At 66.3% G+C, this 18,688-nt stretch carries 19 protein-coding genes; 3 read left to right on the top strand and 16 right to left on the bottom strand.

The annotated features are described in order from the left end of the window. Window positions 1-9 precede the first annotated feature (9 nt). Together CF15_RS04405 and CF15_RS04400 are read right to left on the bottom strand one after the other, a co-directional pair. A complete protein-coding gene (locus tag CF15_RS04405; RefSeq protein ID WP_058370707.1) occupies window positions 10-660 on the bottom strand; it encodes an acyl-CoA dehydrogenase family protein in 651 nt (216 codons plus the stop codon). Next, window positions 633-899, bottom strand: a complete 267-nt coding sequence (locus tag CF15_RS04400; protein ID WP_168371267.1) for a hypothetical protein — start codon at window positions 897-899, stop codon at window positions 633-635. The genes CF15_RS04405 and CF15_RS04400 overlap by 28 nt, the downstream gene beginning before the upstream one ends. Before the next feature lie 88 nt (window positions 900-987). Between CF15_RS04400 and CF15_RS04395 the strand changes: the two genes are divergently transcribed. After that, window positions 988-2,580: a DUF4346 domain-containing protein gene (locus CF15_RS04395; protein ID WP_168371266.1), complete on the top strand. Its 1,593-nt coding sequence runs from the start codon at window positions 988-990 to the stop codon at window positions 2,578-2,580. Here the strand turns inward: CF15_RS04395 and CF15_RS08835 are convergent. The 7 genes from CF15_RS08835 to CF15_RS04365 form a co-directional block, all read right to left on the bottom strand. Beyond that, the gene (locus CF15_RS08835; RefSeq protein ID WP_168371265.1) at window positions 2,577-2,741 is read right to left on the bottom strand and encodes a hypothetical protein; all 165 of its coding nucleotides are present in this window, start codon (window positions 2,739-2,741) and stop codon (window positions 2,577-2,579) included. The two genes, CF15_RS04395 and CF15_RS08835, sit on opposite strands and share 4 nt — an antisense overlap. A 243-nt stretch (window positions 2,742-2,984) precedes the next feature. Beyond that, window positions 2,985-3,731 (bottom strand): glycerophosphodiester phosphodiesterase, encoded by a 747-nt coding sequence (locus CF15_RS04390; RefSeq protein ID WP_236698125.1) that lies wholly within the window; start codon window positions 3,729-3,731, stop codon window positions 2,985-2,987. Window positions 3,732-3,793: 62 nt separating this feature from the next. Then, window positions 3,794-4,822, bottom strand: coding sequence for an isocitrate/isopropylmalate dehydrogenase family protein (locus tag CF15_RS04385; RefSeq protein WP_058370704.1), 1,029 nt, complete (start codon window positions 4,820-4,822; stop codon window positions 3,794-3,796). Between the two features lie 7 nt (window positions 4,823-4,829). Further along, a complete protein-coding gene (locus CF15_RS04380) occupies window positions 4,830-5,342 on the bottom strand; it encodes a LeuD/DmdB family oxidoreductase small subunit (RefSeq protein ID WP_058370703.1) in 513 nt (170 codons plus the stop codon). A 28-nt stretch (window positions 5,343-5,370) separates the two neighbouring features. Then, window positions 5,371-6,684: a 3-isopropylmalate dehydratase large subunit gene (locus CF15_RS04375; protein WP_058370702.1), complete on the bottom strand. Its 1,314-nt coding sequence runs from the start codon at window positions 6,682-6,684 to the stop codon at window positions 5,371-5,373. Between the two features lie 175 nt (window positions 6,685-6,859). Further along, entirely contained in the window at window positions 6,860-8,146 is a 1,287-nt protein-coding gene (locus CF15_RS04370) for a homocitrate synthase/isopropylmalate synthase family protein (protein ID WP_236698124.1), read from the bottom strand. A 500-nt stretch (window positions 8,147-8,646) separates the two neighbouring features. Beyond that, window positions 8,647-10,554 carry a KamA family radical SAM protein gene (locus CF15_RS04365; RefSeq protein WP_236698123.1) on the bottom strand — a complete coding sequence of 636 codons (1,908 nt, stop codon included), beginning with the start codon at window positions 10,552-10,554 and terminating at the stop codon, window positions 8,647-8,649. A 255-nt stretch (window positions 10,555-10,809) separates the two neighbouring features. Between CF15_RS04365 and CF15_RS04360 the strand changes: the two genes are divergently transcribed. Both CF15_RS04360 and CF15_RS04355 read left to right on the top strand, forming a co-directional pair. Beyond that, window positions 10,810-11,790: an ABC transporter ATP-binding protein gene (locus CF15_RS04360; protein ID WP_168371264.1), complete on the top strand. Its 981-nt coding sequence runs from the start codon at window positions 10,810-10,812 to the stop codon at window positions 11,788-11,790. Window positions 11,791-11,858: 68 nt separating this feature from the next. Next, complete coding sequence (locus CF15_RS04355) at window positions 11,859-12,671, top strand: hypothetical protein (RefSeq protein ID WP_058370699.1); 813 nt, start codon at window positions 11,859-11,861, stop codon at window positions 12,669-12,671. On the opposite strand, the gene CF15_RS04350 is transcribed toward CF15_RS04355, so the two are convergent. The 7 genes from CF15_RS04350 to crcB all read right to left on the bottom strand — a co-directional run bounded on the left by CF15_RS04350 (window position 12,668) and on the right by crcB (window position 18,250). Continuing rightward, a complete protein-coding gene (locus CF15_RS04350; protein WP_058370698.1) occupies window positions 12,668-13,426 on the bottom strand; it encodes a phosphatase PAP2 family protein in 759 nt (252 codons plus the stop codon). The two genes, CF15_RS04355 and CF15_RS04350, sit on opposite strands and share 4 nt — an antisense overlap. A 77-nt stretch (window positions 13,427-13,503) precedes the next feature. Further along, window positions 13,504-14,580, bottom strand: a complete 1,077-nt coding sequence (locus CF15_RS04345) for a radical SAM protein (protein ID WP_236698122.1) — start codon at window positions 14,578-14,580, stop codon at window positions 13,504-13,506. Between the two features lie 57 nt (window positions 14,581-14,637). After that, on the bottom strand, window positions 14,638-15,720 hold the full coding sequence (locus CF15_RS04340; RefSeq protein WP_058370697.1) for a pyridoxal-phosphate-dependent aminotransferase family protein: 1,083 nt from the start codon (window positions 15,718-15,720) through the stop codon (window positions 14,638-14,640). Continuing rightward, entirely contained in the window at window positions 15,717-16,727 is a 1,011-nt protein-coding gene (locus tag CF15_RS04335; protein ID WP_201783085.1) for a D-2-hydroxyacid dehydrogenase, read from the bottom strand. Before CF15_RS04335 ends, CF15_RS04340 begins: the two co-directional genes overlap by 4 nt. 68 nt (window positions 16,728-16,795) lie before the next feature. Continuing rightward, window positions 16,796-17,479, bottom strand: a complete 684-nt coding sequence (locus CF15_RS04330; protein ID WP_083494487.1) for a DUF5591 domain-containing protein — start codon at window positions 17,477-17,479, stop codon at window positions 16,796-16,798. Between the two features lie 59 nt (window positions 17,480-17,538). Then, entirely contained in the window at window positions 17,539-17,880 is a 342-nt protein-coding gene (locus tag CF15_RS04325; protein WP_058370696.1) for a DUF190 domain-containing protein, read from the bottom strand. Further along, the gene (gene crcB, locus CF15_RS04320) at window positions 17,852-18,250 is read right to left on the bottom strand and encodes a fluoride efflux transporter CrcB (protein WP_201783084.1); all 399 of its coding nucleotides are present in this window, start codon (window positions 18,248-18,250) and stop codon (window positions 17,852-17,854) included. The genes CF15_RS04325 and crcB overlap by 29 nt, the downstream gene beginning before the upstream one ends. Window positions 18,251-18,688 lie beyond the last annotated feature (438 nt).

Raw genomic sequence — 18,688 nt, 5'->3', positions numbered from 1 at the left:
CTATAATCTCTAGCTGTATATCCCCTGTGCCCTCGGCCGGCTCGAGGCCGTAGAGGTGGAGGAGCAGCTCGGGGCCCCGCTCCCGCTCCTCACCGCGTGGCCGCCCATAGTCCTGGCGAGCGTGTCCGCGGCCTCGAGCCCCGCCTCGACAGCTACGTACTTGGCTGCGCTGGTTAGGGCCCAGTCCGGCTCCCCCTCCCTCTCCAGGGCCTCCGCAGCCTTCTCCACAAGCGCCCCCGCCGCCTCTAGGAGGGCGTGGCTGCGGGCAATCCGGTGGCTCACGGCCTGGAACCTGTATACGCCCCGCTCCAGCGCCCACGATAGGGCCTTCTCGAGCGCCCTCCTGCCCAGGGAGACTGCGAGCGCTGCTACGAGGACCCTGCTCTCGGCGAGCGAGCGGAGGACGGCAAGGTAGGGCTCGCGGCCGGGGCCGGCGACAAGCCTCGCCTCCACGCCCTCGAGCCGGAGCCTCGCTATCCCGCTGCACCGGTAGGCCTCGATGTCGAGGGGCTCCGCTGCGAGGCCCCTGGAGCCGGGCTCGGCAAGGGCTAGAGCGTAGCCGTCCCCGCTCCGGGCCAGGACTAGTATAGCGGAGGCGTGGAGAGCATTGGTGGCGAACACCTTCTCCCCCGTCAGCCTGGCCCTCCCCCCTTCCAGCACCTCGGCCCTGGTCTCGACCCTGGCTGGGTCGGAGCCCCCCTGGGCTCGGTTAGGGCGGGGGATAGCAGCCCCTCCGGAGCCTCCACGCCTAGCCTATGGAGGATGCGCCTAGCGACGCAGCGGCCTACGAGGCTCATACCGGTGCAGGGGTCCACGCCCTCCCTCATGACCCTCCTGGCCAGCACTGCCAGGCTGCCGCAGTCGCCCGCCAGGCCCAGAACATGTTCCATCGTGGGCAAATAGGTTCACCGAAGACCGTGTGTTGTCCCGGGGGTTTTCAAGGTGCCCCCTCCCCCGAGCTGTGCACCGGCAGAGAGGGGCCTGGACGTGGCGCCTAGAATAGCGGTGGTGACGGGTAGGAGGGCCAGGAGCTACCTGGAGGATATCGTGGGGGAGCTGAGGAGGACCGGCTGGAGAATAGAGGTCGTAGAGGCGCCGGCCGAGGTTGCCGCCCTGATCCCCAGGGACGTCCTCGCCGCCACGCTGAGGAGGCTGAGGGGCCGGTACGACCTGGTCATTGTGCCGGGCACGCTGGAGTACAGCCTGGAGGGGCTGGGGAGAGAGGCCGGGGCCCCGGTGGTTAAGGGGCCCAGGGAGCCGGAGGCACTCCTGCTCCTCGCGGAGCTGGGCGAGGAGGGCCTCGAGAAGCTCGCTGAGCGGGGCGAGCTGGAGCCCTCACTCCTCCTGGACAAGTGGCTCGAGGAGCTGAGGAAGCGCCACCTCTCCGCCCCGGGGCTGGAGGCCTGCGGGGTCAGGGTCCCGGCCCGGCCGCCTCCCCTAGTGGTGGCGGCCGAGCTCTACATCCAGCCCCACACGGGCGGCGAGGAGGCCGCCGAGAAGGCGTGGGAGCTGCTGGGCCGCGGAGCCGACATACTCGTGGCCGGCTTCGGCAGCGACTGGGACCGCGGAGAGGCCCTCGAGGTGCTACGCGCCATAGCCGATAGGGTTGGGCCTGTGGCGCTCGACACCCCGGATAAGGGGCTGGCGGCGGAGGCCGCGGCGAGGGGGCTGAGCTGCCTAACCCTCAGCATCGGCTGGGGCGACCCCCTCCTGGAGAAGCTGCCGCGGGGGAGCAGGGCCGTTGTTATCCCCCTCCGGGAGGGGGCCCCGCCGCGGGACCCGGCGGAGAGGGCTGAGCTGCTCGCACGCCTCGTCGAGAAGGCCCGGGGGGCGGGCCTGGAGCCTATAGCGGACCCGCTGGTGGACCCGCCAGGCATGGGCTTCGCCTCCAGCGTGGCCGCCTACCTGGAGGCCTCGAGGAGGCTGCCCGGCACCCCTCTCATGGCGGGGATAGCCAACGTCTACGAGCTTGTCGACGCGGACACCCATGGCCAGATAGCGGTACTGGCAATGCTCTACGCTGAGGCAGGCGCCTCGGTGCTGCTGGTGACCGAGGAGAGCTGGAAGTCCAGGATGGCTGTGGCAGAGGCATCCATCGCCGCCACCATGGCGGGGGTGGCGTTGCTCAAGAGGAGGTGGCCCAAGGACCTCGGGGTGGACCTCCTCTACGCTAAGGAGAAGAAGCCGCGCGGCCGGCCCCCGAGGCTGCCCAGGAGGAGGAAGAGGCTGGACGCGGCGAGCATAGCCGGGTGGCAGGGCTTCCGGGTGGACAGGGCCGGCAGCCACCTCATATCGGTGGAGGACGGCGTGATCAGGGACGTCTACATAGGGAGAAAGGGCGTGCTGGAGCTGAGTGGGGTGAGCGCGGAGCAGGTCTACAAGGCGGCGGCCTTCCTACGCCTCGCGAGCGAGCCCAGCCACTACGCCTACCTGGGCTACGAGCTCTGCAAGGCCGAGCTGGCGGCGCTGATGAGGAGGAGCTACGCCCAGGACGAGCCCCTCATAGAGCCCCCCTGGACCCGGTGCAAGAGGTACAGCGCCAGGGAGAGGAGGGTGGTGAAGCCGGAAAATAGAGGCTAGGAGGACTGCTGCTCCCCCGCGGGCTTGACTACGAGGCTGCGGCCCCTCCACTCGTAGCGGCCCTCCCGGAGCGCCTCCAGTATCTCTCGAGCCACCCGGTCATTCGGGTGTTTGCGTAGGTGCCTCTCAAGCCTCCTTATCATGCGCAGCTTCCGGCTCACACCCGCCACCCCGTCCAGGCGCCATCGCCCCGGCGGGGGTATAAGGGCGAACAGTCCTGCAGTAGGCACACGGGACCCAAAGGGGCGCGCGGGGCCGAGCCCCCTTCGAGCGGAGAAGGACTTCTACGAGAACTGGCTCCCCGCGGAGATGGTGAGAGATGGCGTCAGGGACGTGGAGAATCTCGTGGAGAGGCTGAGGAGGCTCCTTAGGCCAGGGAACCGGGCCCCAGGCCCCAATGAGGGCTACCCCGCCTGCCCGGCGGCCAGCCGGCTTCTCACAGCTGCCGCCATGTCTGGGTAGTCGGTGGCTATCCCGTCCACCCCGCGGCGGGCCAGCTCTAGGATCCAGCGCTCCTCGTTCACCGTCCAGGCTACGACGCGAAGGCCGAGGCGGTGGGCGAGGGCCGCAGCCTTCTCCGTGGCCAGGGGGTAGCGGGGGAGGACTATCCTGCAGCCCAGCCTGCGGCAGTCGAGGATCCTGCCCGGGGGCTTGAAGTAGACTATCCCCGTGGGCAGCCCCGGCTCCAGCCTCCTGGCCTCGAGGAGGGCCTCGTCGTGGAAGCTTATCAGCGCCACCATGTCCACCGCCTTCTCCCTCCTCACCACCTCCAGCACGCGCCCCGTGTCCCCGGGCTCCTTGACCTCCAGGAAGAGGAGGATCCTGCCACGAGCCTCGGCCAGCAGCTCCTCCAGGGTCGGCGGATGCTCGCCTCCGCCCAGGTCCACCGCCTTGACCTCGTCCAGGCTGGCCTTCCTCACGTTCAGGGTCCTGTCGTCGACGCCCTTGATAACCGGGTCGTGGGAGGCCACGACGCGGCCATCAGCCGTGACCTGCATGTCGAACTCCGCTATATCAGCCCCGGCCTCCACCGCCCTGCGGAGCGCCGCCAGCGTGTTCTCGGGCGCCAGGCCCTTCGCCCCACGGTGGCCCACCACGGCGAAGGGCCGGCGGCCCAGAGCCTCTAGGATGGGGTGCACAGCGCCAAGCACCGGGGAGGAGGGGTGCACTAGCCCCAGGGGTTTAAACCCGGGGAGGCGGCCCGGGGGTGCTCCTAGAGCATCTCTCCAAGCCTTCGGGCCACGTTCTCGGCCACATCCATCGTCTTGGCTGTGCCGCCTAGGTCCGGAGTGAGCACGCGGTCCTCGACCAGCGTCTTCTCCACCGCCTGGTCCAGCTTCTCAGCCGCCTCCGCCAGCCTCCGGTCGCCGTGCCTCTCGGCCAGGTGCTCCATCATGAGCCGGGCGGCGTGGATTGCCGCCACGGGGTTCGCCACCCCCTTACCGGCTATGTCGAAGCCCGCCCCATGGACCGGCTCGAAGACGGCGTAGCGCTCCCCTATCTGGCCGGAGCCGCATAGCCCCAGGCTGCCGGCGAGCCCCGCGGCGAGGTCGCTGAGTATGTCGCCGTACAGGTTGAGGGTCACTATTACCTGGAAGCGCTCCGGCGTCCGCGCCATGTTGTAGGCTGCGGCGTCGACTATCATGTCGTCCGCCTCTATCCCCGGGTACTCCCTGGCCAGCTCCCGGAAGGCCTCGAGGAAGAGGCCGTCGCTCAGCTTGAGTATGTTGGCCTTGTGGACTGCTGTGATCCTCCTGTAGCCCTTCCTAGACGCGTAGTCAAGGGCGAACCTCGCTATCCTCTCGGAGCCCCTGCGCGTCACTATCTTCAGCGCCACCGCCTGGTCGCGGAACGAGCCCTCGATCCCGGTGTAGAGGCCCTCGGTGTTCTCTCTCACTATAACCATGTTGAACACTCTGGGGGAGACGCCGGGGTAGCCGCGGCAGGGCCTAAGGTTGGCGTAGAGGTCCAGGCTCTGCCTGATGAAGACGTTGATGCTCCTGTAGCCCCCAGGGCCCACGGGGGTTGCGAGGGGCCCCTTCAGCACCGCGTCGGCGGCGCGTAGCCGGTCGAGGAAGTCGTCGGGGTATGGCCGGCCTGTCCGCTTGTAGTAGGCTAGCCCCGCCTCCAGCTCCTCTAGCTCGAAGAAGCCGAGGGGCTCTATCACCCGGCGGGCGGCCGCTACGACCTCCGGGCCTATCCCGTCGCCGGGTATGACCACCACGTGGTAGCGGCGTGGCATGAGGCCTTCACCAGGGGAGCCTGCCGGTCTTCCGTATGTACTCCACTATGCCCCCGGCCTCGAGTATCTCTAGGAGCCTGGCCGGCGGGGGCTGGAACCTCTCCTCCACCCCCCTGGTGAGGTTCCTCGCCACGCCCGCCTCCAGGTCCACCTCCACCTTGTCGCCCTGCCTGGTCACGTCGGGCAGCTTCCTGACCACTATCACCGGGAGGCCTATGTTTATCGAGTTCCTGTAGAATATCCTGTGGAAGCTCTTGGCGAGCACCGCTCCTACGCCGGCTAGTTTGAGGAGCCTCGGCGCGTGCTCCCTGCTGCTGCCGTAGCCGAAGCCCCGGCCCGCCACAATCACGTCGCCGGGCCTGAGCTTCTTGTAGAAGCCTGGTATGACCTCCTCCAACACGTAGGGCAGCATGTCCTCTAGCCTATTTATCTTAGCGAACTTGTACTTCCCGCTTATTATGTGGTCCGTGCTTATATTGTCCCCGAGGACCCACGCCCTCCCACGTATGACCCGGGCCATGCCGCTCGACACCTCCATGGCAGAGGGCTTAGGGCTTGTAGCTGTAGCTAGGGTCAACAACCATGAGCCTTGCGTCCGGGGGCAGCAGCTCGCGGGGGTCGGTTATCCTCCCCGTCGCCGCCGCCGCGGCCGCCGTGGCGGGGCTGGCCAGGTATATCCTTGAGTCCTTGTGGCCCATGCGGCCTGGGAAGTTCCTGTTGCTCGTCGATACCGCCACCTCGCCCTCGCCGAGGAGGCCCAGGTGGGCGCCTATGCAGGGGCCGCAGGTGCCGAAGGCTACGAAGCAGCCCGCCTTGACCAGTATGTCTATGACCCCGTTGCGGAGGAGTCTCTCGTAGACCTTCCTGGACGCGGGTATGGCTATGCAGCGCACCCCCTCCTTCACTCTCCGGCCCTTCAGTATCCTCGCGGCCGCCACGTAGTCCTCGTAGCGGCCGTTGGTGCAGCTCCCTATGAACACCTGGTTGACCTCGACACCCTCAACCTCCCTCACGGGCTTTACGTTGTCCACGTTCGGTGGCGCCGCCACCACGGGCTCCAGGCTAGGCAGCTCCACCTCCAGCTCGTCGTCGTAGTCGGCGCCGGGGTCGGGCTCCAGCCTAGGCACCTCTAGGCCGTGGACACCGCGGAACCACTCCACCGTGACGTCGTCGGAGGGGAAGAGGCCCACCTTAGCCCCCATCTCAACGGACATGTTGCTTATAGTCATCCTCGAGTCCATCGATATACTCTTGAGCCCCTCGCCCTGGAACTCCGCGGCCTTGTATATCATGCCGTCGGAGCCCACCTTGCCTATAATGCTGAGCACGATATCCTTGCCCATTATGTAGCCGGGAGGCTCGCCTGAGAGCCGGACCCGCACCTGCTCGGGGACACGGAGCCATATCTTCCCAGTAGCCATGGCTACAGCCGCGTCCGTGCTCCCCACACCCGTGGCGAAGGCTGCGAAAGCGCCCCCGGTCACCGTGTGGCTGTCAGCGCCGACGATGAACATGCCCGGCCGCGCCAGCGCCTCGTCCGCGACCACCTGGTGGCATATCCCGGTGCCGACGTCGTAGAACCTCACGCCGCGCTCCCTGGCGAACCTCCGCATCACCTCGTGGACCATTGCGGCCGCCACAGTCGGCGGCGGCGCTGCATGGTCTATGAAGAGCGCCACCTTATCCGGGTCGAATATCCTGTCGAGCAGCTGCGTCTTCTTCATGACCTCCAGGGCCAGTGTGAAGGTGCCGTCATGGGCGTAGACAAGGTCCACCGGGACTACTGCTATCTCTCCCCTCTCGGGCACCCTGCCGAGCTTGCCCTTGAACAGCTTCTCGGTGAGGGTTAGACCGCTGCCCAACCCGCAACACCTCTCCTCAGGCCATCACCCTATGCTTCCGGAGGCTCACACCCTCCATGACATTGGGCCGTGCGCAGAGGCATGCACGGGATGGTGCCCGCGGCGGCCTGCGGACGCGCCCACCCTTATAACTCCGCGCACACGGTAAACCCTGCATGGAACAAGTGTGGAGGGGCTAGTCCCGGCCCCCTAGCTCCGGGAAGTAGCGTGCGGCAATCCTCTCCATTTCCTCGTCGCTGAGCGGCGTGTGGCGGCCGCTCTCATCAAACACCCTCACAACCTCCCTATAGACCGCCTCCACCCTGGGATCGTTCTTGCTCAGCCGCTCGGCGGCCTCCCTGGGGAGCCTGCTGCGGAGCCACATGAGGACCGCCGCGCGGCCCCCGTAGGCGGTGACCGCCACCTCGGCCTTCCTCCCCACTATGGCGGGGTCGAAGGGGAGGTAGACCTCCGGGTTCTTCAGCAGCCCGTCTATATGCACCCCCGCCTTGGTGCGGAAGGCGTTCCTCCCGACCAGCGGCTGGTACTCGGGTACCTGATAGCCCATCGCCTCCAGCGTCTCCACCACCCTGGGGAGCGCCTTGAGGTTCACCCTGTCGAGGCGGCCGGTGAGCCCGGCGTAGTGGAGCAGCATCACCTCGAGCGGGCAGTTCCCAGCCCTCTCCCCTATACCTAGCAGTGTGCAGTTGCTCAGCCCCGCCCCGTAGATCCAGGCAGCCAGGTGGTTCGCCACAACAAGGCCCAGATCGTTGTGGCCATGAAACTCTATCTGGTCGGCCCGTAGCCCGGCCTCCCGCAGCGCCGACACCAGGGCAGGCACGCCGCGTGGAGGCGGGACCTCCGGGAAGGGGAGCCCCAGGCCCAGGGTGTCGGCCACCTTCACGCGGAAGTCCACACCGTAGCGCTCGCTGAGCCTCATAAGCCTCTCCACGAAGGGCAGTACGTTCTTCTCGAGGCTGGCCCTTGTAGCGTCCTCCAGTGTGCAGCGCACCACTATGCCCCGCTTCATAGCCTCCTCGACGACCGAGAGATACTTCTCGAACGCCCTCTCCCTTGTAACGCCGAACTTGTAGTAGATGTGGTAGTCGCTTATACTAGTAAGTAGCGTCGTCTCCTCAAGACCTGCCTCCACGACCAGCTTCAGGTCGTTCATAGTGGCCCTTATCCAGCCTATGGGCCTCGGGTACTCGACGCCATACTCTATTATCTTCCTGGCCAGCTCCCGGTCCCTAGGCGTGTAGAGGAACAGCTCGGTGGACACTATCGAGCCGCGGCCGCCGAGCTCGACGAGCAGCTCATATATCCTCAGCCCCTCCTCGACGGTTATCGGCCTCCAGCCCTGCTGCCCATCCCTCAGCGTGGTATCGGTGACGGCTATCCGGTCCGGCTCAAACCAGCGGGGAGCCCCGCCATCGAACAGTATTCGAGGAGGCTCCCCCCGGGGGAATACGTCCCGGTACAACTCCAGCCCCGCTACCTCCGTAAACCCGCACCACCCCCGATGGCGTGGCGGCGGGGCTCCAGGACGGCGGCAGGCCCCGCTCCTGCAACCCGGGGACAGAGGGCCTCAGCCGATCCACCAGCTAATAATATGCCGGTAATGGGCGCCGGACTCCTGGCCGGCGGAGATGCTTCACAGCTACTGTTTCCGCACCTCTGCTCGTGTAACCCGCACCCCTCCCAGCCTAGAACGGATCCCGAAGCGCCTAGTGCATAATGGATCCGGTATCCGGGCCAGAGAGCAGGGGGAAAGGCCAGGTTCCGCAGTTACCATGCGTTGTCGCCGAACGTTCTGAAGCCGCCCCGCCGGGATCCCTCCTAACTACTGTGTTGCTTCCAGGCCATAGGAGCTGGAGAAGCGTTCGCCAGTAAGGGGGGCCTGGGAGAAGGGCGGGGAGAGGAATGCGCGCGGAAAAGTCGGGACAATGGCGCCTTGCAGGGGCCGAGCCCTGCGCTAGATGCCTAGTAGTAGTACCATATGCTTTTGTAGTCCTCGGGGTCCTCGCCGAACACCTCCCGGAGCTTGTCTAGATACATCTTTATCGATACCATGTCGGTGTATATGTAGGGGTCCACCAGCTGGATGTTCTTCTCCCAGGGGTGCCAGAGGTAGACGCGGCGGCCGTCAGGCCTTATCATTATCAACTCGTGGTCCTGGCCGGCGCGGAGATGGTTCTTGCCGAGCCTCGGCACGTTGAACACCGGTTCCTCGGTCCGGAAGGTTCCTGGGAGGAGGCGGGCCTCCTCCTTCCTCTCCTGGAGTATCCTGGCCACCGGCACGAGGTAGTCCTTGGTCTCCCACTTGCCCTTGGGGTAGAAGGTGTAGTAGGGGTCTATCCCGGCCTTCTTGAGGGCTATTCTCAGCGCCACCGTCTCGAAGCGGCGGCTCACCCAGAAGGTGTAGACCTGCTGGTTGTACACCATTATCCCGTTGCGGCGGAGCTTGTAGACGGCCTCAGCCATCTCGGGCGTGACCTCGTAGGCGGACTCCACGTGGGTCGAGATGCTTATCACCCTCTTGCCGGGCTCGACGTAGCTGCCAAGCATCTCGGCCAGCTCCTCGGTTATCCTGAAGGGCACTGTTACGAGTATCCTCGTGCCTATCCTTATCAGCTCCACGTGGTCCAGCTCGGAGAGCCTCTTCACTATATGCTCTATAGTGGCGTCATCGAGTATCATAGAGTCGCCGCCGGTTACCAGTACATCCCTTATCTCCGGGTGCTCCGCGAACCAGTCTATCGCCTTATCTATCAGCTTCCTGGCGGGTATCCCCTGGGGGTCTAGGGCGGTCACTATCTCCCAGTTGCGCTGGCAGTAGACGCATATCTGCGGGCAGGTGTTAGCCGCCTTGAGTATAGCCACCATCGGGTAGCGGCGAGTTATCAAGGGGTGGGGGCTGGTGTCGTGCTCCCCCATGAAGTCGAAGTAGTACTCCCTGTCATCCCTATGCTCTATCATCGTCTTCACGTAGTGGAGCGGTGGGAGGACCTGCCTCCTCACCTGGTGGTCGTGGCTCCACGGGCTGTCGAGGTCGAAGAGGTGGAGGTAGTAGGGGGTTATGCCGAAGGGTACACGGTGCTCCAGGGCCTTGGTGAGCGCCTCCAGGTCCTCGCCCTCGAGGCCAAGGAGCTCTCGCAGCACCTTTATCCCGCGGCGGCCCTTGAGCGCGTTGCGGAAGTGCCAGCGGTAGTCTCTCCAATCGTCGGGCGAGCCTCCCAGCACCTGGAGTATCCTCTCGACATTCCTCCGCCTCCGCTTCACCACCTCCGGGTCGAGGCCGCTGGGGTAGCGTTTGAGGTACTCCCTAACCCTCCTGGCGAGTTCGTCGAGGTAGTTGCTCCTGGCTATGCCGGCCCTGCGGCCCTTTATCCTGGTGAAGTCTACCTGTTCCAGGCCCTCCGCGTACTTGGCGGGGTAGATGTCCGGCCTCCCGTTTATAGCCTTGAATAGGTGCTTGAACTCGTATACGAAGCCCTCGTCAACCTCCCTGGCGGCCGCTCTCCCCTCCCGGGCGAGCCTCCAGAGACAGTAGAGGGCGCTGTAGCCGGTCAGCTTCTCGTTCCTAGGCGATATTATGTTCTTGAATACGCGTATAGCGTCCCTCGCCACGGCCTCCACTAGGGGGTGGAGCTTATCCTCGCCGCTGTAGAGGCGCCACTCGAGCTGGTTTAGGTAGAGGAATAGGCTCCTCCTGGCCTCCTCGAGGCTGCTCGAGGAGGCCAATATCTCCTTTATACTGGGGTCCTCCCTCCAGAGGAACCCCTCCAGGTCTATGCTGGTGGCCGGCTTCACTACCTGGAGGGGCACGTCCGTGCTGTGTATACGGGAGTAATCGTAGTGCCCGTAGTGGCTCTGCAATATAGAGGCCAAGTTGCTCCACCCTGCAATGTTACCTGGAGGGCACCACTACCATTAATAATTTCTTCTTCTTTAATTCTAATTTAATTTCTCCTAAGGTGGATCTTCCGGGTGGAACGATGTGGACAAGCACAGCCCGCGACGAGCCGGCTCCATGGACGCGAGGGCCCCGGCGCCCTGCGCCCCGGGCCGGCGGCTATGCCGCTCCACCGGCCTTTTGAGCCTATTCGGCTGGAGAGTGCTGCTAGAGCCTGGGCCCTGAGAGCTGTGGCATACGGCATACGGGTTGAGGGCCTCAGCGTCAGCCTTGGGGGTAGGAGGGTTCTCCACCGGGTGAGCTTCGGCCTCGAGGAAGCGGGCTACCTGGTGGTACTCGGTCCCAGCGGCTCGGGGAAGACAACGCTGCTCCGCACCATAGCAGGGCTGCTGGAGCCCGATGAGGGCCGCGTGCTGGTCGGGGGCAGGGATGTGACGAGGAAGCCCCCATGGGAGAGGGGGGTCGCTCTGGTCCAGCAGGTGCCGGGGCTGCTCCCCCACCTAACGGTCGAGGAGAACATCATCCTAGCGGCCGAGACGAGGGCGGGGCTCAGCCGGAGCGAGGCCCGGGAGGAGGCCCGGCGGCTGGCGGCGATGCTGGGGATAGAGGATGTTCTCGACCGTAGGCCGGGCGGGCTCAGCGGGGGCCAGCTCCAGAGGGCCGCGATAGCGGTGGCGCTGGCTACCAGGGCAGGGGTGCTGCTGCTCGACGAGCCGCTCAGCCACCTGGACCGGCCGCTGGCTGAGCAGCTCCGCGGCGAGTTGGCGGCTATACATAGGGCAACCGGCGCCACTGTGGTGCACGTCACACATGACCAGGACGAGGCCCTGGCGCTTGCAACCCACCTCGCGGTACTCATCGAGGGGAGGATCGAGGCTTTCGGGAGATCGGTGGAGGTGTACTACCGGCCTCCCTCGGCGCGTGTGGCGAGGTTCCTAGGCCACAACGTGGTCGAGGCAGGGAGGCTCGACCCCGGCATGCAGGGCGTCTACTCCGTGCCGCCGGAGGCGGTGGCCCCGGATCCGGACGGTGCCTACAGGGGGAGGGTCCGGAGCCTCGCCAGGGAGAGGGGCAGGGTCACCGTGCTGCTGGAGACGGAGGCGGGGCTGCTGAGGGCCTACCTCCACCCCAGGGATGCAGAGCACCTGGAGCCGGGGATGGAGTTGCGCTTCAGCATAGACTGGGGCCTCGCCCACCCGCTCAGCGCCTAACAAGCGGGGGCATTATTTACACCGGGGCGCCGCTGCAGGATAAGGCGACTGCAGAGGGGCTGTGTGCCATGAATGCTGCCAGGCTCAGGCTGCTGCTACTTCTCGCAGCCCTCCTCGTATCGCTCGCAGCCCTGTACCACTACACGGTGAGCGCCAGCCGGGCCGCCGTGAGGGTCTACACAGGGTATGCGAACGGCTACTGCATGGCCTCGCTGCACGGCGTGTACTGCAGCGTCTACATAGACCTTGACAGAGCGCTGCTGCTGAGAACGGTGATCCTCAGGCTAGGGGAGACGGGCACCAACATAACGCTGCCCTGGGGAGGCATCTACATCAAGAAGGACGCCTCCATAATGATTACCCTGGGCGGCAGGGGCAGGGGCCTGCTCCAGGTGTCCCCCAGCAGAGGGCCCATCATAGAACTCGAGTTCAACGCTACCGGCCTCCTGGAGGCCCTAGAGTCCCTGCACCCGGTGCTGGTGAGGGCTTACAAGCTCCGCATACCCCCCGGCTCCCTCTCGCTCCTGGATCTCGGGGGGCTGGAGCCTAGCAGTAGGGAGAGCTACTACCTGGCGGTGGACAGCCTGGAAAAGGCCCCCCACGGGCTGCTTCACCTCAAGCTCTTCCGCGGCCAGGACACGCTGTCCTGGGAGCACCTCTCCAGGGGAGACGGCTTCCTGGCACCCCTCGGTGGGCTGCTCGTGGGAGGGGCGCCCCCCTACACCCGTGCAGTGATCCAGTACCTCTCCGAGGATAGGGAGCCGGCGGAGCTAGTGGCAAAGCTCTATGCCACCACGCCTCTCGTGCTAGGCCTCGTGGATCCTAAGGGGGGTAAAGCTGAGGCCGTAGTCCCCGTGGCGGTGGCGGGAGAGCCGTCCTAGCCGGGGGCTCCTTCTGCGTGCCTATCCGCCTGCAGGAGCCAGCCCAGGTGCCCCGACGCTAGCCCCAGGAGGATGCCCGCTACCGCGTCGAGCAGGTAGTGGTTGGCCGTGTAGAACGTGGCTAGCGCCATGACCAGCACCCAGGCCGCACCGGGGAGGCGGCGGCCGGTGAGCCTCCAGAGGTAGTAGGCGAACAGGGTTGCCACACAGACGTGCATGCTAGGCATGGCCGCGAAGGGGTTCGGGTCTACGGGCGTCCCCATCCCGAGTATAGCCTCCTGCAGCTTAAGCAGAGAATTGGGCGGCCTATTGACGCCCGGCAGCGCCACCCAGGGCGGGGCCGTGGGGTAGAGGGCGAACACCAGCGTCGCCACCGAGCTGGCGGCCAGGAAGGAGAGGAGGAGCCCGCGGAAGAGGCGGGGACGGCGGAAGAGCATGTAGAAGGAAAAGACCAGGAAGTAGAGGGGATGGAGCGCGTAGACAAGGTTAGCAGCCACGTCAAGTGCCAGGCTCCGATGGGCTGCGAAGAAGGCTGCGAGGGTTTCGCCGAAGAGCCTCCTCTCGGCATCTATGCTCGCCGTCGGGATGAAGGCCGCCGCCCCGTGCAGCCGCAGCGCTATGTCGCGGGCCGACTCGTAGCCGATGTAGACCACTATGAAGGGGATGGCGCCCGTGAGCACGCGCGACAGCAGCACCCTCCCCCTTCCGCCGCCCCCGGCCTGGAGGACACCAGCCCTGCCACCATAGCCGGCCAAGACTATCCCCGGCAGCCGCCCGCGCGCCCCTGGGCTACCCAGGAGGCCCGCTCCCCGGGATAAAGGAAGCTGGAGGGCTAGCGGCGGGCGAGCGCCGCTAGGCCGCGGGGGCCCGATAGGTCGAGGTAGCGCTGCGCCCGGCGCCAGCCTGGCCCTAGGATGCGGCGTAGCGTCGCCGCGTCCAGCACGCCCTTCTCCCTGGCGTCGAGCAGCCTCCTCGCCCTGGCGGGGCCGATGCCGGGTACCCGGAGCAGCTCCCGCAGCGGGGCGGTCCAGGGGTCCACGGGGAACCACTCGGGGTGCGCCTCGGCCAGCCTCTCCTTGAGCGGCCTGGTGGAGGGCGGCAGGTTGCCATCATCGTCGAGCAGGGGCTCGATGTCCCGCAGGGTGAAGCCGTAGCGGCTGATGAGGGTCCAGGCCTCGTAGAGCTGCCTGCTCCTCCAGGCGGGGGTCGCCCTCCTCACCCTGGCGAGTGGGGTCCCGGGCACCGGGGTGTAGGGGCTGAAGTGCATAACCCCGACACCCTCCCTGGAAAGGTTCTCCGCAAGCTGCAGTATTTCCCAGTCGCTCTCCCCCGACGCCCCGACAACGAGCTGGGTATCAACCCTACGCGGGTCCCCGGCTGCATGGGCCGCGTAGAGGAGGCGGCTGAGGAGGTCGAGGCTCCAGCTTCCCTTGCTCGGCGCTATCTCCGCCAGCCTGCTGGGCCCCGGCGCCTCCAAGTTGAGCCCCACACGGTCCGCCACCCGGAGCGCCTCCCGGACCAGCCACAGCGGAGTACCGGGCATGAGGCGGAGGTGGAGGTAGCCCCTGTAGCCCCTCCTCCTCAGCTCCCAGGCGACCGAGACGAGGTCCTCGCTAACTCTCTCCGGGTCGGCGTAGAGCCCGCTGCTGAGGAAGAGCCCGCGGACCCAGCCCCTGCGGTACGCCTCCAGGAAGACGCGGACCAGCTTACCGGGGCTCCACGCCTCCCTGGCCACGGGGACGCCGTGGGCGAAGGGGCAGTAGCGGCAGTCCATCCTGCAGCCGCTGCTCAGCAGCGTCTTGAACACCGGGCCGCCGCTGCTCCGGTAGACGGGGATCTCCACCCGCTCGTAGCGCTCAGCACCCTCGACCAGTATGCTGGGCCTGCTCCACTTCCACCACCAGGCCACGGCCCCGGCCCCCGGGGCCTGCTAGAGGGCTGTACTACCATAACTGGTGGCCGCCGGCTAGGAGGAGGGCTGAGCCAGGGCCTCGGAGAGGGCCTCGAAAAGCTTCTCGAACGCGCCGTGGGGGAGCCAGCCCATAGTGGCTATTCTAACCACCCTGTCGCGGAGCTGGCCCATGCCGCGGGCCACGCGTATCCCGCGGCGGGCCAGCTCCGAGGCCAGCGTGCCGCTCGGCACCGGGGTGTAGAACGCCGCCACCGTGTTGGCCCGGTAGCCCGGCTCCACCACGGGCTCCAGGCCGTAGCCTGGAAGCTTGCTGTAGAGGATCTCAGCCCTCTCCCGGTGGGCCTCTATCCAGGCGTCGACGCCCCTCTCCACTATGAGCGTCAAGGCCTCCCGGAGCCCGTAGAGGAGGTTGACTGCGGGCGTGTAGGGGGTCTCCCTCCTCTCGCTGTGGAAGCTATACACCTTCCAGAGGTCCAGGTAGTTAGGCGGCCTCACGCGGAGCCTCCTCATCTTCTCCAGGGCGTTGCCGGATACGGCTATGAATGAGACGCCGGGGGGCCCCGCCACAGCCTTCTGGGCCGCCGAGGCCACCGCGTCGACGATGCCGAGGGCCGGCACCCTCTCCCCGGCGAGGGCTGAGACGGCGTCGACGAGCACTAGGGCGCCGCGGTCCTTGGCAGCCTTGGCTACGCGCTCCGCGTCCCGGTAGCTGAGCCCGAGGCTGGTCTCGGTATACACCATTGCCACTGCGGCGTACCCGGCCTCATCCAGCTTCTCGATCACCTTCTCGGCCGGCACGTGGACGCCCGGCCTCTCGGCCTCCACAGTCTCGACCAGAGCCCCCCTGCGGCGCAGGGTGTCGACCAGCCTCTCGCCGAACTCCCCGTGGCTGACCACGAGAACCCTCTCGCCGGGCTCCACCAGGCTCCATGCCATAGACTCTACCGCTAGTGTGCCGCTGCCCGTGAGCACTAGAGGCTCGCCGCCCCCGTACACCCTGGCGAGCAGCTCCCGGACCTCGTCGAGCAGGCGGCGGAACTCCTCGGACCGGTGGCTGATCACCTGCCCCGCCATGGCGCGGAGGACGCGCTCGTGCATCATAACTGGGCCCGGCGTGAAGAGCAGCTCCCCGGTCACCTACTGCACCCCCTGGCCTCGGCCAGCGCTTCTAGGAGCCTCCTCACAGTCTCTATCGCGACGCGGCGCTGGGCCTCGACGGTTGAAGCGCCTATATGGGTTGTGAGTATGACCCTCGGGTGCTGGGCCAGCCTCTTCTCCGCCTCCGTCGCCGGGGGCTCGTGCTCCAGTACATCAAGCGCCGCCGTGGCCACTACCCCCTCGTTGAGGGCCCATAGCAGGGCCTCGCTATCCACCACGGCCCCCCTGCTGGTGTTTACCAGTATGGAGCCCCGCTTCATCGCCTTGAACTCCTCCCAGCTCATGAGGTGGTAGGTGTCGGGGGTCAGCGGCACGTGGAGGGTAACCACGTCCGCCTCGGCTAGGGCGCTGTGCAGGTCCTCGGCGACTCGGGCGCCCAGTTTCTCCGCGTGGCCCCTTATATCGACTACATCGTACGCTATTATGTCCATGCCTATGGCCCTCGCTATCTCGGCCACCCTCCTGCCTATCCTCCCGAACCCTACTACGGCCAGTGTCTTGCCGTAGAGCTCGACACCGACAACCTTCTTCCAGACTCCTCTGCTGGCCAGCTCCATTGACTCGCGGAGGCGGCGGGCAGCAGCTATCATGAGGGCTATGGTGAGCTCGGCGACGCTCTGGGTGGCTGCGCCTGGCGCGTTTACTACACGCACCTTCCGCTCCCTGGCAGCCTCTAGGTCCACGTTGTCGAGACCCACGCCGGCCCTAGCGACCACGAGCAGGTTCCCGGCACGCTCGAGTACCTCCCGGTCCACCCGGGTCCGGCTTCTCACGACGAGGGCCTCGTACCTGGGCACGAGGGCGAGCAGCTCCCCGCGGCTTATCCCGGGCCTGTAGTCCACCTGGGCCCCTACCGCCCGGAGTGCCTCCAGGAGGAGGTCGTCTACCGGGTCGGTTACCAGGACGCGGGCGCCCTGGAGGCAGGGGCGGAGCTTCTCGATGTAGGCTAGCTCAAGGCCGAATCCAACTGCACCACCTCCCCTCACGGGCCTTCCGGAGCTTCCTCCAGCCCGCCGGGAAGAAAACACAGCTCGCCCACGGGCTAATTTAAGGCTTAGCCCTGCCCGTGGAGGCTCAGTGTTTTCCTCAGTGTTTCCTCGAGGCTGCGGGTTGAGAAGATGGTGTAGCCTGTGTGGTACTCTCTGGGCCACTTGGCGGCTTTCTCCCGTGCCTCCCTCCAGAGTGTGAGGTGCTTCCTGGGAAGGAATACTACTGCCTCCCTGAGCCCCCTCTCCACCAGCCTCTCCACGGCCTCTGCGAGCAGGCTTGTCACCATGCTCCTCAGCTCCTGGCTCCCGAGCACCAGGTCTGGGGGTGCCTCGTAGCAGCAGGCTGGGTAATCCCCGGCCCTCTCGTAGGGCACCAGGATGAGGAGGTCTGAGAAGTAGAGCCAGGTGACGCCCCTGGGGGCCCCGCCGCCCCATAGGCCGAGGCGGCGGAGGAGCCCCCTCACCTTCCTGGAGGTGGGGCTCCTGGTGTAGGGCTTCACGTTGCTGCAGGGCGTGACCAGGGCCACCGGGCTGGGGGGCCGGTACTCCTCCCGAAGCCAGCGCCACCACTCCTGCACCGCTGGGTGAGTGTAGGCGCGCTCCCCCACCAGGCCGGGGTCCAGGCCGGAGTGGTGCCGGGGCACGAGCCGGCCAGCCTCATCCTTCCTGATGCTGAACCTGGGCCTCGAGGCCACAGTGCCCGGGATCGGGGAGGCCGGAGTGGTGCCCGGGAGGGCCTCGGCGGACATCGGGGCGCACCGGCGCGGTAATACCATTTACTGTCCTTTTAGAGCCTACAGGGCCATTCTCAGCCCTCCTCTCTATGGCTGCCATAGAACACTACCTCGACAGGCTCGATCGTAACGAGGCCCTCCCTAACAACCTTCTTCACCTCCTCCAGCACCCTTCTCACCCGCTCCTCCTCATCGACAACCTCCACCACCAGGGGAAGATCCTCAGAGAGCCTCAGCACATGGGGCGAGTGGATCACGCTATGCCTCCCATACCCGGCCAGCGCGCGGAACACTGTAGCGCCCCTCATCCCGCGGCTTCGGAAGAGCTCTAGGAGGTACATGTAGAGGGGCTTGCCCCTATAGCGATCGGACTCGCCTATATAGATCCTAAGGCGTAGCCAGCGTGCCACGCCCATACACCATGTTCGCTAGCACAGCCCCTAGGTATATACCTGCGAGCCCCAGGCCGAGGCTCAGCGCTACATAGGCCAGCGCCTGGAGCCCCTCATGCTCCCTTACCAGGGAGAAGCTCTCATACATGAACGTCGAGAAGGTTGTGAAAGCGCCCGCGAACCCCGTGGCTATTAGGAGGCGCTGGTCCCTAGTGAACACACCGTAGAGCAGCGATGCCTCGAGCACGAAGCCCAGGAGGATGGAGCCGAGCACGTTTACCGCCAGCGTGCCCACCGGGAACTCGTGGCCCGCCTGGATGGCCTTGGAGAAGAGCCACCTCGCCACAGCCCCTAGGGCTCCCCCCAGAGCCACCAGCAGGGTCTCCCGCAGCACCGCCCGGCTACCCCTGGGCCCAGCAGCCCGGGGGCCTGGAGGCATTTCACGTTGTTTACAGGATTATAGATAATGTGGGTCACCGCCGTCCTGGGAGGCTGGACCTAGCGGGGCTCGACTATAGTCGAACCGGCCCAGGATGGGGATTGGACCACCATTTATGAGAGGGGGAAGCCGAGCCCACTAGTATAAGGGTGCGAGGGAGACATGATGCTGCAGGCCGTGCTGGCGCTGAGCCTCGCCATAGTCCTCGGCGGGCTCGCGTATAGCCTGCACGCTGAGAGGAAGGAGCGTGGAAGCAGGAGGGCGGCGGACGGCTGAGCCACGCCGAGCCGAGGCCCGCTCACAGAGACCGCCGCGCGGCGGCCTCGCGGGCGGGCCAGCGAGTGCCGCCAGGAAATAGTAAAGAACAGGGTTAGGAATGAGGGGCCGCGTCTA

The sequence above is a fragment of the Pyrodictium occultum genome (assembly GCF_001462395.1).
Lineage (GTDB): Archaea > Thermoproteota > Thermoprotei_A > Sulfolobales > Pyrodictiaceae > Pyrodictium > Pyrodictium occultum.
Note: the sequence above shows the minus strand (reverse complement) of the source record. Positions and strands in the feature narration are given on the sequence as shown.